Origin of the sequence: Enterococcus sp., assembly GCF_032555305.1 — a bacterium.
In the GTDB taxonomy this organism is placed as follows: domain Bacteria; phylum Bacillota; class Bacilli; order Lactobacillales; family Enterococcaceae; genus Enterococcus_A.
On record NZ_JAWGOQ010000005.1, the window covers coordinates 169,812 to 189,236 of the forward strand.

Annotated in this window: 16 protein-coding genes; 10 read left to right on the forward strand and 6 right to left on the reverse strand. The window is 41.2% G+C overall.

The genetic code is table 11. From position 1 onward, the window contains the following. The first annotated feature begins 91 nt into the window (after positions 1-91). The 6 genes from E6139_RS06105 to E6139_RS06130 all read left to right on the forward strand — a co-directional run bounded on the left by E6139_RS06105 (position 92) and on the right by E6139_RS06130 (position 6,147). A complete protein-coding gene (locus E6139_RS06105; RefSeq protein WP_316402172.1) occupies positions 92-355 on the forward strand; it encodes a hypothetical protein in 264 nt (87 codons plus the stop codon). Positions 356-384: 29 nt separating this feature from the next. Then, positions 385-2,928 carry a sigma 54-interacting transcriptional regulator gene (locus E6139_RS06110; protein WP_316402173.1) on the forward strand — a complete coding sequence of 848 codons (2,544 nt, stop codon included), beginning with the start codon at positions 385-387 and terminating at the stop codon, positions 2,926-2,928. Between the two features lie 299 nt (positions 2,929-3,227). After that, on the forward strand, positions 3,228-3,710 hold the full coding sequence (locus tag E6139_RS06115; RefSeq protein WP_316402174.1) for a PTS sugar transporter subunit IIB: 483 nt from the start codon (positions 3,228-3,230) through the stop codon (positions 3,708-3,710). A 16-nt stretch (positions 3,711-3,726) separates the two neighbouring features. Beyond that, positions 3,727-4,542, forward strand: coding sequence for a PTS sugar transporter subunit IIC (locus E6139_RS06120; RefSeq protein WP_316402175.1), 816 nt, complete (start codon positions 3,727-3,729; stop codon positions 4,540-4,542). Beyond that, on the forward strand, positions 4,539-5,366 hold the full coding sequence (locus tag E6139_RS06125; protein ID WP_316402176.1) for a PTS system mannose/fructose/sorbose family transporter subunit IID: 828 nt from the start codon (positions 4,539-4,541) through the stop codon (positions 5,364-5,366). The genes E6139_RS06120 and E6139_RS06125 overlap by 4 nt, the downstream gene beginning before the upstream one ends. 64 nt (positions 5,367-5,430) lie before the next feature. After that, complete coding sequence (locus E6139_RS06130) at positions 5,431-6,147, forward strand: alpha/beta hydrolase (RefSeq protein ID WP_316402177.1); 717 nt, start codon at positions 5,431-5,433, stop codon at positions 6,145-6,147. A 112-nt stretch (positions 6,148-6,259) separates the two neighbouring features. Here the strand turns inward: E6139_RS06130 and E6139_RS06135 are convergent, their stop codons facing one another. Genes E6139_RS06135 through E6139_RS06150 form a run of 4 tightly spaced genes read right to left on the reverse strand, consistent with a single transcriptional unit; the run spans position 6,260 to position 13,013 of the window. Then, on the reverse strand, positions 6,260-7,822 hold the full coding sequence (locus E6139_RS06135) for a glycoside hydrolase family 43 protein (protein ID WP_316402178.1): 1,563 nt from the start codon (positions 7,820-7,822) through the stop codon (positions 6,260-6,262). Between the two features lie 5 nt (positions 7,823-7,827). Continuing rightward, positions 7,828-8,493 (reverse strand): beta-phosphoglucomutase, encoded by a 666-nt coding sequence (pgmB, locus tag E6139_RS06140; RefSeq protein WP_316402179.1) that lies wholly within the window; start codon positions 8,491-8,493, stop codon positions 7,828-7,830. Then, positions 8,486-11,311 (reverse strand): alpha-L-rhamnosidase, encoded by a 2,826-nt coding sequence (locus tag E6139_RS06145; protein ID WP_316402180.1) that lies wholly within the window; start codon positions 11,309-11,311, stop codon positions 8,486-8,488. Before E6139_RS06145 ends, pgmB begins: the two co-directional genes overlap by 8 nt. Positions 11,312-11,327: 16 nt before the next feature. Next, positions 11,328-13,013: a glycoside hydrolase family 3 protein gene (locus tag E6139_RS06150; RefSeq protein WP_316402181.1), complete on the reverse strand. Its 1,686-nt coding sequence runs from the start codon at positions 13,011-13,013 to the stop codon at positions 11,328-11,330. Positions 13,014-13,288: 275 nt separating this feature from the next. On the opposite strand from E6139_RS06150, the gene E6139_RS06155 reads away from it, so the two are divergent. Beyond that, positions 13,289-14,305, forward strand: coding sequence for an AraC family transcriptional regulator (locus tag E6139_RS06155; protein ID WP_316402182.1), 1,017 nt, complete (start codon positions 13,289-13,291; stop codon positions 14,303-14,305). 62 nt (positions 14,306-14,367) lie between these two features. Here E6139_RS06155 and E6139_RS06160 read toward each other — a convergent pair whose 3' ends face one another. Continuing rightward, on the reverse strand, positions 14,368-15,330 hold the full coding sequence (locus E6139_RS06160; protein WP_316402183.1) for an AraC family transcriptional regulator: 963 nt from the start codon (positions 15,328-15,330) through the stop codon (positions 14,368-14,370). A 115-nt stretch (positions 15,331-15,445) separates the two neighbouring features. Here E6139_RS06160 and E6139_RS06165 point away from each other — a divergent pair, with 115 nt between their 5' ends. The 3 genes from E6139_RS06165 to E6139_RS06175 all read left to right on the forward strand — a co-directional run bounded on the left by E6139_RS06165 (position 15,446) and on the right by E6139_RS06175 (position 19,191). Then, positions 15,446-17,347: a sugar-binding domain-containing protein gene (locus tag E6139_RS06165; protein ID WP_316402184.1), complete on the forward strand. Its 1,902-nt coding sequence runs from the start codon at positions 15,446-15,448 to the stop codon at positions 17,345-17,347. Positions 17,348-17,371: 24 nt separating this feature from the next. Continuing rightward, the gene (locus E6139_RS06170) at positions 17,372-17,839 is read left to right on the forward strand and encodes a DUF4982 domain-containing protein (RefSeq protein WP_316402185.1); all 468 of its coding nucleotides are present in this window, start codon (positions 17,372-17,374) and stop codon (positions 17,837-17,839) included. Between the two features lie 134 nt (positions 17,840-17,973). Beyond that, the gene (locus E6139_RS06175) at positions 17,974-19,191 is read left to right on the forward strand and encodes an MFS transporter (RefSeq protein ID WP_316402186.1); all 1,218 of its coding nucleotides are present in this window, start codon (positions 17,974-17,976) and stop codon (positions 19,189-19,191) included. A gap of 15 nt (positions 19,192-19,206) precedes the next feature. On the opposite strand, the gene E6139_RS06180 is transcribed toward E6139_RS06175, so the two are convergent. Further along, positions 19,207-19,425: hypothetical protein (locus tag E6139_RS06180; RefSeq protein WP_316402187.1), on the reverse strand; the 219-nt coding region annotated here is incomplete at its 5' end.

The window sequence follows — 19,425 nt, forward strand, 5'->3', positions numbered from 1 at the left end:
GGTACGGGCGAATCTACTTTTTGGCGACAAACGGGATTAAGAACCTACTATTTTGAGCAAGGAGTAGGTTTGCGAGTGTTGAGAGTGATCTATGATGCGAAAGCATTCTACTTTGATGGTACAATTAGTTAGAGAAGCTAAGAAATTTGGAGTACGCAGCAGCTTGGAGATAATTATCGGGACAAGCTCTGGTCAGTTGAAGAGTGTGGAGCGTTTATCCGTGAAATCGCTCCTAATGGTGATTATTGTTCGGCTGCTGCGGCCCTTGAAACACGCGATTACTGAAGATTTTAATCCATTCACAGTGAAAGAGGTGGAGGGATTGTTAACCGCCGGCGGAGAAATCAAACGCTAAAAATCTTTGTCAGGAAGGAGTGGTGAAGGATGTCGGTTCAAAATGATTTGTTAGACTATATCAAAGAATCTTTCGTAAACGAACCTGTGACAGCCTCGCTGATTGCCGAGAATAAAGGGCTCAGCCGAAATACAGTGAGTCACTATCTGAATCGGTTAGCTGAAGAAGGACATCTGCGCAAGATAAAAAGCAAACCAACCACCTTTATTTATGAAACAGCGCCGCAGGAATCAGATCCTTTTGATGTATTAATCGGTCATGACGGTTCATTGCGTTCCATGGTCCGTCAGTTTAAGGCGACGGTCATGTATCCAAATGGCTTGCCATTGATTTTGAATGGCGCTAGCGGAACGGGGAAAAGCTTTATTGCTCGAATGATTTATGAATACGCGAAGGAAAAGGGACAAATTGAACAAGCTGCGCCCTTTGTTGTTTTGAATTGTGCAGATTATGGGAATAATCCCGAGCTGCTTTCATCGGTATTGTTTGGCTATGTTTCGGGTGCTTTTACCGGAGCCAATCAAGAGAAAAAAGGGCTGTTGGATGAAGCCGATGGTGGCTATCTTTTTCTAGATGAAGTCCATAATCTGACCGCGGAAAACCAAGAAAAGCTGTTTCTTTTGATTGATTCTGGTCAATTTCGACGCTTAGGAGAGAATGAGAAATGGCGAAAGACCCGCGTCCGCTTGATCATGGCAACGACTGAAAATACACATTCAACCTTGCTGACGACTTTTCGCCGCAGAATTCCTTATGAAGTCGTCCTGCCACAATTCTCTTCACGGCCATTAAATGAACGGCTGCAATTAGTCCGCTTGTTTTTCCAGCAGGAGTCGACGGAAATCAATCGGGAAGTGAGTGTTTCGCAAAATCTCATAGACGAGTTGGCAAAATCCGGATTTGAAGGCAATATTGGTCAATTAAAGAACCGAATCAAAGTTTTAGTCGCCAACGAATTACCTGAGCAATCAACTGCTGTTATCACACTTCCGCGAAATAATTATGCAGGAGAACTGGTGCATTATGTAAGCTTTAAATCTGCCGAGACGGAGAATAATTCATCAGATCAAAGTGATTCTTTGAGATTGCTGAAGAGTGAAATTGATCGGATTTCTCGTTTTGATCAGCTTCTTGAAAGTCATAATAATCTGCTGTTTTTGCTGGAAAACGTCTTGGTGGAAGAAGACATGCAATTAGAAAAACATATGAAGGATTATTTTACCTTATTCGGGTATCGTGAAATTGAAAAAATAATCGCTGAGCAACTGAACCAGTATGGTTTTCTGTCTTCTGAGGTGCAGCAACAAAAGATAGCTAAAATGCTCTACTTCTTCAATCAGCACGGTTATCTGCTGGAAGCGAGTATCGTCCTTGAAAATGAAGAACGAACCGTTTTTCGTAAGTATTTTGAAGTAGCAGACTCACTAGTAGAGCTGTATCAAGAACATCCATTGTCCACGCAGTTTTCGATATTTCTGGCAGCGTACCTTGCTAATCAATTCCCAATTCTATCTAAAGTAAATGGAATCGTCGTGATGCATGGTCAGAACAATGCGAAGACACTGGCGGCTACAGCGAATGAAATGATTGGCGATTATGTCTTCGATTATTTCGGAATGCCATCACTAGTCAGTACTCAGGAAATCATCAAAGAAATCGTGCATTACACTAAAAAAGTCGACACGAGTCAAGGTCTCGTAATTTTGGTCGACATGGGCTCCTTGGAGCAAATCTATAGTAGCATTAAAGGAAATGTCAGTGGCGATCTGATCGTCATGAACAATGTTTCGACCGCTTTAGCAATTGAAGTGGGGATGAAACTGCATCAAGGAATCACGACCCGTCAGCTAGAGCAGCTAAATTTAGCGGATTTTAAAGTAGAACGTCAGTATTTTGAAGGCGTTTCTCAGAAGCCGAATATTTTGATTGCCTGTTTATCCGGTCAGGGTATAGCAGATAAAATCAGAGATATTTTTACAAACTACCTGTCAGAGGAAGTGGAAGTACTGACCTTTGATTATCAGCAATTGGCTGAAAAGTGTCAAAACTTTGATGAGACCTTTTTCAAAAATACGATCGCGGTCATCACTACACCCAAAATCGAAGACAGTAAGCAGTCGATTGTTTCTGTAGAGGAAATTGTTAACGATACTCAAACCTTAGCTGGTCTGCAGCCCTATATGAGCCAGCAGGCAATCAAGGAATGCGGAAATGAAATCCTTAAATTATTTACCATAGAGGGTGCTTCAGCACGTTTAAATTTCTTGAATCCAGAACGAATCATCAACGAGGTCGAGGAAGTAATTGCGGCTTATGAAGCCTATTACCGCATCAGCTTTCCCAACTTTGTACGGATCAATCTCTTTTTACACATGTCATTGATGATCGAACGAATCCTGACTGGGGGAGAGGATGAGAGTGCTGAATTTGTCGTAGAAGATTCTGATGAATTCAAGAAATTCTGCGAGTTCTCTGATGTGGTATTTGAAAAAATTTGTAAAAAGTATAACCTCACTATTCCTCAAGCCGAATATGGCATGGTCTATCAATTAGTCAAACAAATGATGGGATAACCTAAAGAAGTGTCGGAATTCAATCCGACACTTCTTCCTTTATCAAACGCTGAAATGACAAGGTTTGTAATAATAAAAATTGGCACAGTACTTGCTTTTAATAAAATGAACAAGTAATCCATTAAAACGAATAAGGATGTCAGTTCAACTTTTCGCAGTTCACTTAAGAAGGGAGTCAGCTTCAAAAGCTAAGTAAATCACAAGTGTGAGTAGTTTAGTTGAATGATATACGGCATTCGAATCAGACTAATTTTTCAATGAAAAATTAATCCATTAAAACGAATAAGGAGTGAAGCACAATGATCAAAATGGTACGTATTGATGAACGATTGATCCATGGGCAAGTAGCGATGATTTGGAGTAAGCAGTTACGAATTGATCGGATCATCGTTGTCAACGAAAAGGCCGCTGCTGATCCAATTTTATCATCAACCTTGAAAATGGCTGCACCAGATTCGGTGAAGGTCATTATTCTCAATGAGGAAAAAGCCAAAGTTTTATTGCAGGATCCGCGAATCAATGATTTGAGTATCCTAGTGATTGTCAATTCACCAAAGGATGCCCTGTTTGTCGCAGAGAATGCCACAGAGATATCCAAAGTCAATATCGGAAATTATGGCAAGGCAAATAAAAACGGCGAAGAGCGAATGAAGCTAAATGACAATGTTTTTCTAGGCGAGCAAGACAAGGAGCAGCTAAGAAAAATCATTGCGCTGGGGATTACCACGGAATACCAATTAGTGCCTGACCAGCCGATCACGGACATGCAGACGGTACTTTAAAAAGGGGGAATAGAAAATGATGCAATCAGTATTAGTTGGTTTGATTATGGCGTTGGTTAAATGGTTGGATTGGGGCTTCTTAAATATCATGCCTCGACCAATCTGGATTGGCCCGCTTGTTGGATTAGTATTAGGCGATTTGACCCAAGGAATCATTATTGGTGCTGCGATCGAAGCGGTGTTTATGGGGACCTTTACTATTGGCGGTTCGGTACCTTCAGACATTACAGCGGCGGCAGTTTTTGGAACAGCCTTTGGAATTTTGACTGGTAAGGGAGTCACTACAGGGGTAGCCTTATCCGTGCCTGTTGGTTTATTGGCGGTGCTATTATTCAATCTTGTTTGTTTGATTTTTAACTTCGTTGTCGATTTTGAAGACCGAGCGATTGCCAATCACAATGAAAAACATTTCAATTTGGCCCACTTTTTCGCGATGTTTTTCTATCCAGCAGTCTATTTTGTAATGACTGTCATTGTCCTACAGCTAGGAGTAGGGCCGGTGGAAAGCTTTATGAGCAATCTGCCTGAACAGGTCAATCAAATGCTAAATGTGATGGCTCAGTTGTTGCCGGCTTTGGGAATGGGCATACTGATCAGCTCCATGTGGGATAAAGAAATCTTGCCATTTTTCTTCATTGGCTTTGTCTTGGCAGCTTATCTAGGAATGAATACGATGGGAATCGCTGTATTAGGCGGCGCGGTTGCTATTTACTTCATCCTGAGCGATTTCAAGAAAACCAAAGAACTCAATGAATTAAAGAAACAGCGAGTCGTTGCGAACAGCTCTGGGAATACCAATCTTAGTGATGAAATGGAGGACTTCTTATCATGATGAAATTTGATCTGGAAAAGGATGAAAAAAAGGACTTGAACCGCATGTTTTGGCGGCAAATGACCGGAATGTCTGAAATGACCTATGTTCGCTTGGAAGGACCAGGTTTTGGCTGGGCGATGATGCCGTTACTCAGAAAAATCTATAAAAATGATGATGATTATTATAGTGCAGTTGCTAGAAACATGATGTATTTCAACACGAACTATGCCTTCATTCCTTTCATCCAAGGCATTGTCCTTTCGATGGAGAAAGAGAATGCTCGAAATCCGCAGGAAAACATCAATGAGTCCGTTAATGGGATAAAAGTCGGTCTGATGGGGCCTCTGGCTGGTCTTGGTGATTCCTTCTTCGTTGGAACACTGCGTGTCATCGCAGCTGGTGTAGCAATGAGCCTGGCTCAAAAAGGAAATCTATTAGGTCCAATTCTATTTCTGTTGATCTATCACATTCCGTTTTACTTTATTCGTTACTACGGAGGTATCGTTGGCTATAAATTAGGTGCAAGCTATATTCAAGAAGCCCAAGAGAGCGGCTTGCTGCGCTCCATTACAAAGGGCTGCAGCATGCTCGGATTAATGATGATTGGCGCTATGACCTTCATGAATGTACCGTTCAAATTATCAGTGGTACTAAAATTAGCAGGACAAAAGTTGAATTTACAGGAAATCTTGGATCAGATTTTACCGGGCTTGCTGCCACTAGGATTCGTTTGGTTAGTCGTCTGGCTGATTCGCAGCAAAAAAGTCTCAACGACCAAATTATTGATCGGAATCTTATTGGTATCAGTCATTTTAGGTGGTTTGGGGATCGCTGGAAAATAAGGAAGGAAAAGGCCGTGATGAAGAATCGTGGTCTTTTCTGCTAAATAGTAAAGAGGGATGAACGATGTATATTCACGGAACCTATTATTCATCTGTATTGCACAGAAACAAATCCTACGTTGCCGTATTACCGCAAAAAATTACTAAAGAAGTCCGAGTCATTTTCTTGCTACACGGGATTGAATCAGACGAAAATACATGGGCACTGAACGTTCCTTTAATTCAGTATGCAGAAAAATACAACACGGCTTTTTTTTGTCCATCGGCAGAGAATAGTTTTTACACAGATCATGTTGATGGAGAAAACTACGGTGAAGCCATCGGCAAAGAGTTTTATGAAGTAATGAAGGTTCTTTATCAGTTGAATTTTACTAGAACCAATGTCCAGATCGCTGGTTTTTCAATGGGGGGCTACGGCGCAGTTTTACTCGGGTTACGGTACTCGGAACTATATAGCCGAATAGGCGCTTTTTCTCCTGCTTTTGTCTTTTATAAAAAAGAACGCAAAGAAACGCATTATCAACAAGTCTTTTCGAAAGGCGACTACGGCAGTGAAAATGATTGTGTTTACCAATATAAAAAGCTCTTAGATCAGAAAAAGGCGATTCCGCCGATCCATTTTGCCTGTGGAGCAGAAGATCCGCTATTTGAACAGACAGAGAAAGTCATCGAACAAATAAAAAGCTTCGATCCGAGGGCTGCAATCCATTTTTATCCGCAAGCAGGATTTCATGATTTTACTTTGTGGGATTCGGATTTGGTGAGGTTTTTGGAAAAATGAAGGTAAAGAAGTACACCTGCGATAGGTTAATGGCAGGTGTACTTCTTTTATTAATCAGCTAAGGATCACATCTGCCGAACTGGCTTCTTCCTGTAACTGAGAAAAAGGATGTTTAAATGTCTAGTTCTTCCAAATCAACATTAATCGCTTGACGCCGCACTTCATCAACAACGAGAGTCGCATCGTCCAAGACGTAAATGCCCTGCATATCTCCTGTGTTTAGGGCAGCGATTGCTTCGTTTGAAAAATGTAGAGAGCTCGTTTCAAAGCTCAGACTGTTGTCGCCATCAGTGACGACAAACTTTTTTGTAGCTGGCTGATTGATCAATTCGAATGTTACTGGCATTGATGTAAGCATTCCTAATTCTTCTTCTAAAAGGACATCTTCAATTTTTTGATAGCGTGATACAACAAAGTTCTGATCTTTTTCCTCCACTAAGATTGCAGCAAAGTGATTGTCATTGATCAAACTTAAAATCCCAATTTTACCATTCGCAAAGGTGGTGTCTGTATTAATCACTACAGAGAAGCTTTCTGCCTGTTCTGTTTGTCTAATTCCTAGAAAAGAGGGGGTTCCACCCGAATCAATCGTTACTTGGCGACCTTTTAAGGTCAGAGTTGCATTTTGTAAACAAAGGTCTTCACCAAGCGAATCGCGCAAGCTTAGCCATTCAGGATTTAACGTAGGCTGATCGAAGAAATCAATAAAAGGGCTTATCTTTTGTTCATTCACAAGTACCCGTTGATGGTTGGGAAACAGAGTCATATCAACCGTTTCACTAGGGATGCCATTGTTGATTTCTGGCCATTCGTTCTCCCAGTTTACCGGATAAAGCAAGGTTTCTCTTCCCATATTAGTAATTTGTTTAAAGCCAATCGAGCCTGGACGAGTTCCCAAACAAGTCAGCCACCAATTTCCTTTAGTATCTTGGAAGAGATCGGCATGACCAATATTTTGCAGGGGTTCATTTGCACGATCACGATTGGTAAAAATTGGATTGACGGATAGGCAATCTTCGAAAGGTCCCCAAAAATTGTCTGATTTGAACATCGTAATCATGTGTCCAACACCTGTACCACCTTCAGCAGCCAGCAAGTAATAGGTATTGTTCCGTTTAATGATATGGGGGCCTTCAACATCACGTCCACCAGTTCCAAAGCTGATCACTTCTGGTCCGCGAAGTATTGTTCCAGTTTGAAGGTCAATTTCTACCTGTTGAATCGCTTTTGTTCCTTTGTCATCGATGTAGCCTGTGAAGGAGACATAGGTACGTCCATCTTCGTGATAAAGATCGGGATCAATTCCCATAATGTCTATTTCAATTCGTTCTTGTTCCCACACAATTTCTCCACGTTCATTTAGGCTTCCTCTAATAATAAAGTTCTTAAATTCAGCAAAGTTCGTAGTAATGACATAGAAATGGTCCTTGAAATAGCGAATGCAAACAGCGAAGATTCCTTCATTGGACTTGGCCTGTAAGAGGTCTGCTTGGTCCTTTGTCACAGCTATTCCGGGAACTTTCGTCCAATTTAACAGGTCAGTGCTTTTACTTAACGCGATACCTGGGTAATATTCAAAGGTGCTGTTGACCATATAGTAAGTATCCTTTACCAAGACGATACTTGGATCAGGATACATCCCTCGAAGAATGGGATTTTGATAGGTTTCTATCATATAAATCACTCCTTTTCGTGTGGAAAGGCTGTACAAATCGTAGCTAATTTCAACTCTGCCGTTGTTGCAAGCGTAAGGTCTGCTGTTTGTAGTTCGGTACTTTTTCCTACTGCAACTGAGAAGGCGCCACTGTCTTTGATTGCTCGAAGACCGGCAATGGAGTCTTCAATCCCGATACATTCGGAAGGCTGTAGCTTCAATGCAGCTGCAGCGGCGAGAAAAATATCTGGTGCCGGTTTTCCCGCAGCAACGTTGCTCGGATCAACGACCGTATCAAAGCTGTCCCTTAATCCTAGTTTTTCTAAAATGAAAGGCCCGTTTAAACTGGCTGACGCTAAGGCGAGTCTTACTTGCTGCTGCTTCAATTCTGAAATAAAATCTGAGACACCGGTGAGTATTGCTTCAGAAGAGATAGCCTTTAACGACTCCTTATAGTACTCGTTTTTTTCAACTAAGAGCTGTTGAAACATACTTTCTGAGACAGCTACATCTAAGTGGTTTAGGATTACTTTCAAGGAATCTTCCCGACTGACACCTTTGGTTTTTTCCTCCAAACGATCGGGAAGCTTCACTGAAAAGTAATTATCGACAAGTTTCTTCCATGCTTCAAAATGCAGGGTAGAGGTGTCCGCGATCACCCCATCTAAATCAAATAACGCGCCTTTAAACAAGAGTAGCTTCCTCCCGTTCATTTAAAATCGGGGTAGCTGTCAGTACCTCATTGATTTTCGCTAGATTTTCTGGGGTAATTTGAATAAAAGGTAAAAGGGTATTCAGTTTTGTCAACGACATCGTCCCCAGACCACCTTCAACAGCAGCAGGATCTGCCTTGAAGAAATTTAGCACTGGATCAATGGCATCGATTTTTTCAATCAATAGCTCATCAGCCATAATTTCGGATGCAGGCGTGTCACTATGGTAATGCTCTACGTAGTTTTCACTAGGAATATAACTGATTTCATAGCTGCCGCAGGTAAGAGAGAAGCAGCCATTCGCTTTTTCCTCACCATTAACTAGCACAGGGCTATTTTCTCCTCGTGGCAATTTAACATTTACCGTTGATCCAAATGGAATCGTTAAACGGATGTTGATTGTATGTTTACTATCGGCTTCAATTTGATACCTCACAGAAAAGTTTCCATATGGCGTATCAAAATGTCCATTAACCTGTTTTAAACGGTAATCAAAATGAGGGACAAAATTCAATTCTTGATAGCCAGGTCGAACCTGTTGAATCCCTAATAAGTACGTATAAGCCCATTCCATAATGGCACCAAAGCTGTAATGATTTAGTGAGTTCATACCTTCAGGATTCATGGAGCCATCAGGCAGAACGGAATTCCAGCGTTCCCAGACTGTTGTCGCACCAAGGTTTACCGCGTAAAGCCAGCTTGGAAAATCCTCTAAAAGGAAAATCTTGGTCGCTAATTTATGGTAGCCGTAGTGAGATAAGACCTGACAAATGAAGGGTGTCCCGACAAAACCTGTCTTAAGATGGTCGTTATCTTTTTTCAATCGAGCGACTAAATCCTCCGCCACACGCGGACGTTGTATTTCAGGAACCAGTTCAAAATACAAAGCGATCGCATAGGCGGTCTGAGTATCAATTGCTAAACGACCGTTTGCAGTAATGTATTCCTTGACGATAGCTTCTTTGATTTGCTGAGCTTGTTTTCTGTAATGCACCGCATCGGCAGAAATTTTCAAGAGCTCGGCGGTTTTTGCGAGGATATCACTGGAATAATAGTAATAGACAGAAGCAATAAAATCTTCTTCCGTTTTCCCAGTCGGTAATGCAGGGTTTTCACCATCGAGAGCGAGCCAATCACCAAATTGGAAGGTCCCCGTCCATAGCTCACGGCTTTTGCTGTTTTTGCGAATCCATTCTGCCCAATCCTTCATTGCTGAGTAGTTTTGACGCAAGATCGCCGGATCACCGTAGACCTGATACATATTCCACGGGATGATTGTTGCTGCATCGCCCCAAACCGCGGCGCCACCGTCAGAATTTCCCATTGCTGGTGCGTACATGGGAACCATTCCATCATGTTGGTTTTGTTCGACTGCGATATCTTTTGCATATTTTTTAAAGAAGGCGAAGACATTCATGTTTAGAGCAGCTGTTTTCGAAAATACTTCAGCGTCGCCTGTCCAGCCCAAGCGTTCGTCACGTTGCGGACAATCCGTCGGAATATCTAAGAAATTACTTTTTTGTCCCCATAAAATATTCTGGAAAAGACGATTAACCTTTGGATTTGTCGTTTCGATTCCGCCAGTTCGTGCCATTTCGGAATAAAGAACTGCGGCTTGATAATCTTTCTTTTGTAAGGGTTGCGTATTGCCTTCAACTTTTACGTAGCGATAACCGAAAAAGGTAAAATGCGGACGAACCCATTTTTCTTCACCATCAGAAATGTAGACAAAAGAAGCACGCGCTTCACGTAAGTTCTCACGATAAAAGTTGTCCTCCTGCAGGATTTCTCCCATTTGGAAGACAAGCTTTGTTCCTTTGGGTTCGCGATTGTAAAATTCCAGCCAGCCAGTCTGATTCTGACCAAAATCAAGGACCTGTTCACCAGCAGGGGTTTCAAGAATCGCTTGAACAGGCAGACGCTCCATTATTTTTATCGGCAAGCTCAAGCGATCTTGGAGAAGTGATTTTTCTTTTTCTAGACGCATAACAGGCTGCCAATTGGCGACTGTTTTTGTGTCATCAAGGTCTTCACCGTAGTAAATCTCGGATTTTGTCACATTTCCTTCAGTTGTTAGCCATGAGTCATCTGTGGAGATGATTTCTGTTTTTCCATCTTCATAGGTCACATGAAATTCTCCAATCACACACTGCTGATCACCATAGATTGAATTCATGCCACCGTCAAAGCCTAAAGTTCCTTTATACCAGCCATCACCAGTAGAGAACAGTAATTCATGAGTGCTTGATTTTTGGAAAGCTTCAGTAACATCGTAGGTTTGAACTTGAATCCATTGATCGTAGGCGGTAACCCCTGGTGTTAAATACTCGTCACCAATTTTTTCTCCATCAATAGAAGCTTCGTAAATACCTAGGCCAGTCGCATACAAGCGGGCTTTGGTTACGTTGGCTCCGACCGTGATCTCTTTTTTAAATAAAGCATTTTGAGTGGCTTTATCTGGATGAGCGATCCAATCTGCTTGGAACGGCTCGTTCATTTTTCCAGTTTCAAAAAAGCTTTCTTTAGTAAAAGTATTGTTAGTGGCATCTTGAATCGTGATTTCAACATAGTAACGGGTACGAGGCGTCAGCTTTAGGTCAACGTCAAAATAATTATTATCAAAGACCTGCTGCTGACTTTGATACACAGGGTTGTTGTGATCCGTGGTCCAAATTTTCAATTGCTTGGTAATCTCTTCAAAACGATCTGCTTCCACAATAAATTCAATTCGTAAATCTTCAAGCTGGAAGCCAACTGGTTCTACCATGTGATTGATCAAAATTTTCGATATTTTCATTATTTCACGCTCCTAATTATAATTTGGCGGTAAAATCACCGCAAAATGGATCTACAGGACTCATTCCTTCAAAGGCTTCAGAGCCGGTCATTTTTCTAATTACCGCATCAATACTTGCTTTATTTCCAGTATAGGTGTTGATGTAGGTGGATACAGCTGGAATATCAAATAAATGATAAGGATTTGCTGTTGAAACAAAGATGGTCGGAATAGATTTCATGAACCAAGGAGCATCCGCAGCCATTAAATGGATCCAATCCAAGCGAGTGGTCGTTTGGTTGCTGGCGGTCTCTATGTTGGCGATATAAAGCGCTAAATCAAACTTATCCTTCATTTCTGCCACGCCTTCTTCAAAAATCTCATGAAAATCTAGACGTTGGCGGTCATAAAGGGTGACATCAAAACCGAGCTCCTGCAGCTGTCGTAGAAAAATGTCAGAAACCTTGCCGCCTTCCTTAAAGCCTCCATCATCTGAATCGCCTAAAACAACCATTCGAATTCGTGGATAACGCTCAACGGTCAATGGAAGAAGCTGATCACGATCCTTGACTAGGGTAACAGATTTTTTAGCGACAGCCGCTGCTTTTTCGGCATGTTCCATAGTGTGTAGCTCCAGTGTTTCAGCAAGCTTCGTTTCAAACAACCCACTAGACATTTTTGTGGCGAGGATACGCAATACTGCTTCTTCCACTCGTTCTAGTTTCAACGTGCCATTTTCAAGCGCCTTCTTGATAAACGCGTAATCCTCCTCAATATTTTTATTGAACAAAATCATATCAATACCTGCGTTGATGGTGGCTGGCAGTAATTCTTCCCGCGGCAGAATTGAATTGTAGCCGATCATTGGTGTTGCGTCTGTAATTGCTAAGCCGTTAAAGCCAAGTTCGTCACGTAATAGACCATCAATCAGGCGTTTTGAAGCGGAGGCTGGTCTCAGTTCTGAATCCTGCAAACCTGGAGAAAGTTTTCTTTCCCAAGCTGGCTGTAGGATATGTCCGATCATGATACTGTTAATCCCTTGATCGATAAAGGTCTGATAGATTTTTCCGTAAGAGTGCATCCATTCGTCAACAGATAAGGAATTAATAGTACTCAATAGATGTTGATCACGCTCGTCAACGCCATCACCAGGAAAATGCTTGATAACAGGGAGAATACCGTTTTTTTCCAGCCCTTTGATTTGAGCTTTGGCCATTTCAATCACACGTTCTTGATCGCTCCCAAAGGTTCGGGTGTTGGTGATGGGATTACGAAAGTTCATATCAATATCAACAATCGGTGAAAAGGACATGTTACAGCCAACTTGAGCTGCTTCGTATCCAGCGACATTGCCAAGTTCATAGGCATGTGTAGCGTTGTTTGTCGCTGCGATTTGCATTGGCATGCCAAACCAAGTACCTTCTGTGATAATACCGTTTCCGCCAGACTCTAGATTTGCGGAGAAGAATAGTGGAATGTCACTGGCTTCTTGCGCCGTTGCTAGCTGCCGTTTAATTTTTTCCGCGGGAGCTGGACGGTACATCATTCCTCCCGGACGGTAGGTTTTAATAAACTCTGTGATGTCCATCTGTTCTTCATCTTGTCCAATGACGAAAAAAAGCTGTCCGATTTTTTCGTCTAAAGTCATGCTTTTGACTTTGTCTTGAAGCAATTTAATTTGTTCCTTTGTTAAATGATACGGTTTTTTTGTTAAATCTAACATGCGTTTTGAACCTCCATAATTTAAAGATACTTGTTCACGCTTTCAGTTTAGCTTGGAAAGAATAGGGGAACCATTGCGAAAAAACACCTGCCGTGTGTTCATTTCACTGGTCTTTTCATGGAATACAAATTGAGTCTTGCTTGAATGAATCATTCATGAGATAGTTTAGACGAAGTGATGAATAGATATCATTCAAAAAGGCAACTTACTGCATGAAAACCTATAAATACTCAACTTTTGGCGTGAAATAAAGATTTTTGAGAGGAGAGGTGGAAATGGAAGCGGATGTTCTTACTGTATTAAAAGAAAAAAATCATCCACGTAATTGGGATGAACTAGGTTTAGAAATGAGACCAAGAAAAGCAGGTGTGTTGAAAAATGAGCCTGTTTATGAGTTTTTTCATACGTTGGATGATTCTTTGGAAGTAAATCCGCAGTCAATCGCTATTTCGGTTCAACCGGTGAAATCCTTCATCCCTTTTCACGTACATAATTTTGTGGAAATCATTGTTCCGCTTGTAGGTGAATGTACGGTTATTACCAACAACGATGAGCTGAAGTTAAAACAAAATGATTTAATCATTGTTGGCAATCATACAATCCATCGAGTAGAGCCAATCGAGGCGGATGCGATTGTTGTCAATCTGACATTGAAGGATACCGCTTTCAATTTGAATGATTATCATTTTATGAATGAGGATCGTGCAACGAAAAAGGTGTCTTCTTTGCTTTTCTCCCTGCTGTCGAATGAGGCACAAGGGGAAAATATTTATCGCTTATTCCGAACACATCAGGATAAGAAGATTCATTTGTTGTTAGAAGACATCATCCAAGAGTTTTATTACCCAGATACCCAATCGAATCAGATCATCCGGCTGGAGCTGTTGACACTCTTTGGACGATTAATTCGATCCGCCGCTAATGAACAAGCGATGATCGCTGGTGAAGATGATGGCGCGATCAATTTGTTATCTCTGCTACTATATATTGAGAAAAACTATGCACAGATTACCCTGGATGAGATGGCACAGCATTTTGGCTTCAATCCGAACTATTTATCTTCCTACTTAAAAAAACACACAGGACTCACCTTCATCAAATTAGTCCATTTGCAGCGAGTGAATGTTGCGGCTGAATATTTGACCTATACCAATGCACCAATTGAACAGATCGCATTAAAAGTCGGGTATGAAAATCCTTCCTATTTTTATAAAATGTTTCGTAAGTACCTTAAGCTATTGCCGACGGAATATCGAGAGAAGTATTCCTTTCAAGCCCAAAAAACCGATTGAGTCCACAATCGGTCAGACTGTAGACAAAATCCATTTTATGGATGCTGTTTACAGTCTTTTTTTTAGAGCTTAAATTTTTTCCGATACTGGTTTGGGGAGAGCCCGGTCTGCTTTTTGAAGAAATGATAGAAATAGGCTTCAGTGGAGAACCCTAAACGTTCTGCAATAAGTTGGATAGTTAAATCAGTAGTATTTAATAGCTGCTGCGCCTTTTGCGTTCGAATCATTTGTGCGTAGTGGGCAATGGTCATTTTAGTCTGACGCTTTAGCAGTCGATTCAGGTATTCGGGATTGTAATGTAAAGCCGCTTCAATTTCCTTGCGAGAGATATTACCAAAACGGCTTTCGATTAAATGAATCACACGATTGACAAGATACTCTTCCTTTGATAAATCTAGGTCAATTTGTTGAAGTGAGAACTGATTAACATTTTCTAAGGCATCCAATAGACGTAAAATCAATCCTCGTTGAAAATAAGCGCGCCCGATTTTAGACGTTGCCACTTCTAGCTGTAAAGAATCAATAATGACATGGAAGCCCTCACTTTGATAAGGCAAACAAGGAGTGAACTCGATATAGCTACGTTTCCATTGAGAATCTGTTTGTAGATTTTGTTCTAGGAACGTAAAAATGGGTCCATTACTAGAATCATTTGCTAACAGCTCTTGAAGCAGTGTTGGGGACAAATTCAAAAAGACAACATTGCAGCCCTCGGAAAGGATTTCCCGATGCAGGATCTGTGTATTTAATAAACAGCCTTCTCCAGCACGAAGAACATACTCCTTATCCTCAATATAATTGGTTAATTCCCCCTGAAGTACATACATCAATTCAAAATTCTGATTTTTGTGCAACGCTTGATACTCTTCATTTTCAAAAGCCGTGATGTCACCATCTTGCACCTTGGTATAAAGAATTTTATCTCTAATTTTTTGTTTGTAAAAAATGGCGATAGGGGAATGGATGCTAATTTGAGGGATCTCAGCATCACCAAAATGAAGTTCAGAAAATGGATCTTTTTTCATAAAACACCTCCGAAAGGTCGGGAAATTATAGTAAACGGTTTCTTGAAGTCGGTATTTTTCATTATATCACAGAGAACGAGTGACTAGAATAAGGGGTATCAAAGGAGGAAACCAGATGCGAGATGAAAAAAGACTGAATAAGGGCTGGCTGTTTCATTATGGAGAAGTTGGACTTCCTAATAAGACGGCAAAAAAAGCGCATGCTTTAGGCGGCCTAACCGCGCCATTAACTGAAGAAGCAGGAGATCGAGTTATTTATGGCGCTGGAGGTACACACTTTTTAAAACTGATTGCTCGTGGAGACGAAATTCAAGGATTAAAAAATTTAGCTGGGACTGATTTTGATTCAGGCCTAAACCAAGATTGGCAAACGATCGCTATCCCTCATGATTGGAAGATTAGTCAGCCCTATACACAAGCACCAGAATTGTTGATGTCAGGATCGAAAGAGGAGGGAGTCGGCTATTATCGAAAAACATTTTCGTTGAATGATCCGTTGATTGATCAGAACCGTATTATTTTGCACTTTGAAGGAGTGATGCGTTCAGCGGATGTTTGGCTGAATGGTGCCTATTTGGGTCATAATAATAGCGGCTATACCAGTTTCTCTTTTGATATATCTGAGATGGCGAGATATGGCGATGAAGGAATCAATGTGTTGTTGGTGCGAGTCGATACTACTACAGGAGCAGAGGGGTGGTGGTATGAAGGCGCAGGCATCTATCGAGACGTTTGGTTAGAATTTTTACCATTGACTTCTTTCAATCGGGACAGTGCCTATGTTTACACAAAAGAGCTTGATGGAACACAGGCGACATTGGGTACAGAGGTTTGTATCGAAAATCATTCATCAGATACAGTCGAGGTCACCCCTGTGATCAAGATTGATGAACACGTCATTTCATTAGGGCAACAAGTATTGCGACCGTTTGAAAGCAGAACGATAAAAGAAACCTTTCGTTTTTCTTCACCGATCCTTTGGTCACCTGAACAGCCGCATTTGTATACAGCTGTTTTTCAAATGGAAACGGACGAATGTCGTAAGAATTTTGGTATACGAACCTTTGCCTATGATACACAGGGATTTCATTTAAATGGAAGCTTGTATGAATTACGTGGCGTATGTGAGCATCAAGATTTCGCTGGTGTAGGAGTGGCATTAAATCAAGATATTGTTGACTACAAAGTGAAGACGATGAAGGAAATGGGAGTGAATGCTTGGCGTAGTGCCCATCATTTTGCCTCAGCGGAATTATTGGAAGCCTGTGATCGTTTCGGAATCCTCTTAATGAATGAAAATCGGTTATTAGAAAGCTCGCCATGGCGAATACAAGATTTAGAAAATATGGTTAAGAAAAGCCGAATGCATGCTTCAATGGCTTTTTGGTCCGTAGCGAACGAAGAAGTGATTGGAAATACTGATCTAGGCAGTCGGGTTGCAAAAAAACTAGTTCGCTGTATTAAACAGCAAAATTACGAGAGCTTGGTCGTTTCAGCCGAATTACTAAACCCTGACGGTATAGTCAATGAAGATTATCTGGCGAATTATGATGTGTTGGGCGTTAATTATCCAGAGGCTGATGCCATGGGGCCTGGTGCGATCAAGATCAAGGAACGTTATCCAGAACGCTCAATCATGAGTACAGAAAGTGCCTCCTACTTTTCTACAAGGGGAATTTATAAGGACGATGAAGAAAAGTGCCACTGCTCCAATTTTGGTTCGCTGTTTTCAATGATTTTACCAGGAAAGCGACAGCCAGGCGATCCAGGTGCAGGTGGCACAGCAACGCCGGAGAAGGTGTTAAATTATCTGTCTGACCATCAGTATATGGGCGGTGTTTTTCTTTGGACAGCGTTCGATTATTATGGCGAGCCTTCTCCGTTTGGTTGGCCGGCTATTTCCTCTCAGTTTGGGATCGCCGATTTATGTGGCTTTGCGAAGGATTACTACTATTATTATCAAGCCCATTGGAAAAAAGAACCTATACTGCATATCCTGCCTCATTGGAATGAATAGGGTCTTGAGATCAATGAAGACGGATTGGTTTCTGTCCGTGTATTTAGTAATGTCAATGAAGTTGAGCTTTTTGTAAATGGCAACAGCTATGGCAAAAAAAGACCGACTGATTGTATCGCTAATTGGGAAGTTCCCTATCAAGCTGGAAAGCTGAGTGCTGTCGCGTATACAGAAGCTCGACCAATCAATGAAGTTTGCTGTGAGACCAGCTCAACGATAGACGCAATAAAAAGTGAAAAAATCTTTGAAGGAAATGACTATAGTCTTTTTGCTTTAGAAGCAATCGATGACCAGCAACGATTTGTACCAACGTCCGATCATCAGCTGTCTATTTATGTTGAAAACGGAGAGGTCATTGGATTAGCTAACGGAAATCCAATTGATCAGGATGCCTATAGTGTAGAAAACATCAGCCTTTTTCAAGGAAAAGCATTAGCGATTATTAGAGGAAAAGAAGCAAATATTCAAATTAAGACCATCATCCAAAAATAGATCAAGGCAGAAAAAGCACCTATGAAAAGACCACATCGCGTATGAATTTTGCATATGGTGAGGCGTCTTTTTCTGACCTATACTTTATTTAACAATTGAAAGCGGAAACAACAATATGAAGGAGTGCAATTATTATGAATAAGAAAAAATTATCTCTAGCTTTAGGTATCTTAAGCATGAATCTTCTGCTAATGTCAGGTTCTGTCGTCGGTGCAGCGATTGCTGCCATTTCGAAATCATTTCCTCAGGAACCTATATCGAAGGTTCAGATGCTCAGTTCAATCCCGCAGTTAGGACAGCTGATCGCCACGTTACTTTTCACTTGGTTGACTTATAAAATGACGAGAAAAAATATTGGGGTTGTCTCAGTCGCAATTGTGGCAATCAGCGGTTTGCTTCCTGTTTTTTACAACAGCAGTTTGAACATTATTTTAGCATGTATGATCGCTCTGGGATTTGGGCTTGGGTTAATCAGTAATGTCGGACCGGTATTATTGCAAGAGCATTTTGACGGAGAAGAAAGAGCAACCGTGATGGGCTGGGCTGTCGGCTTCAATAATCTAGGGATGATGGGTTTTACTGCAATTGGCGGTGTTTTGGGAAGTACAAATTGGCAAAACCTCTTTTGGGTATACGGTGCAGCGATTCTAATTTTATTAATTGTTTTAGTGTTAGTACCGAAAGATCGTAAATTAACTGAAGAGGAAGTATCCAACCAACGTTCCATCAGCTTCGGTAAAACAGTCAAAAGTTTGAATGGCTATGTCTATGTAATGCTGATCGTTACTTTTGTTACTTCGCTTTGTTTGATGATCTTTATGGCAAATCAATCGATCCTGTTGGCTTCTAAAGGCAATGGAACAGCCTATACTGCAATGGTTACTGCCTTAGGAAATGTTGGAGGAATCTGCACCGCCTTTGGATTAAAATATATTCGTAAGCTTACTAAAACAGATACAATGGCATGGGGCTTTGTTGCTTTTGCTTTATCCTATGTCTGCATCGTCTTTTTCAATAATCCTGCGCTACACATCGCTGGAAATATGTTCTCAGGCATGGGAATTGTAATGGTCAATGCAACAATTCCATTCGAGTTGTCTATTTTAGCTAACCATCAGCAGTTTCCAGTGGCGATTGCAATGAACACATTGATTTCCTCGTTAGCCGGTTTCGCTGCACCTATGCTTCTTGCCGCAACAAGGATTTCTGCCGGAACAAATTCATATCTTGCAGGAATTGTCATTAGCGGTTTAATGGCCGTCGTGCTATTGGTTACTCGATTGGGATATCGAATCGAAAAAAAGTCGGGTGAAGCAACGATCAGTCAACGTGAAAGTGTTCAAGAAGTCTAAAAAAAACAAATAATTTTAACTATGACAGACTCCGTCTTTTTGCTGGAGTCTGTTTTTATTGTATGTTTGAAAACCACCTGCTCTGCTGGTGGTTCCAAATAGCTTCCAGCGTGGTATTAAAAAGACCTCCCAAAATTGATAAACTGATGTTGGTTTCCCGACCGCATCACCATCAAAGATAGGAGGTGTCCTTATGGAAAAGGACAAAGAAAGTTTATCACATAGTAAATGGAG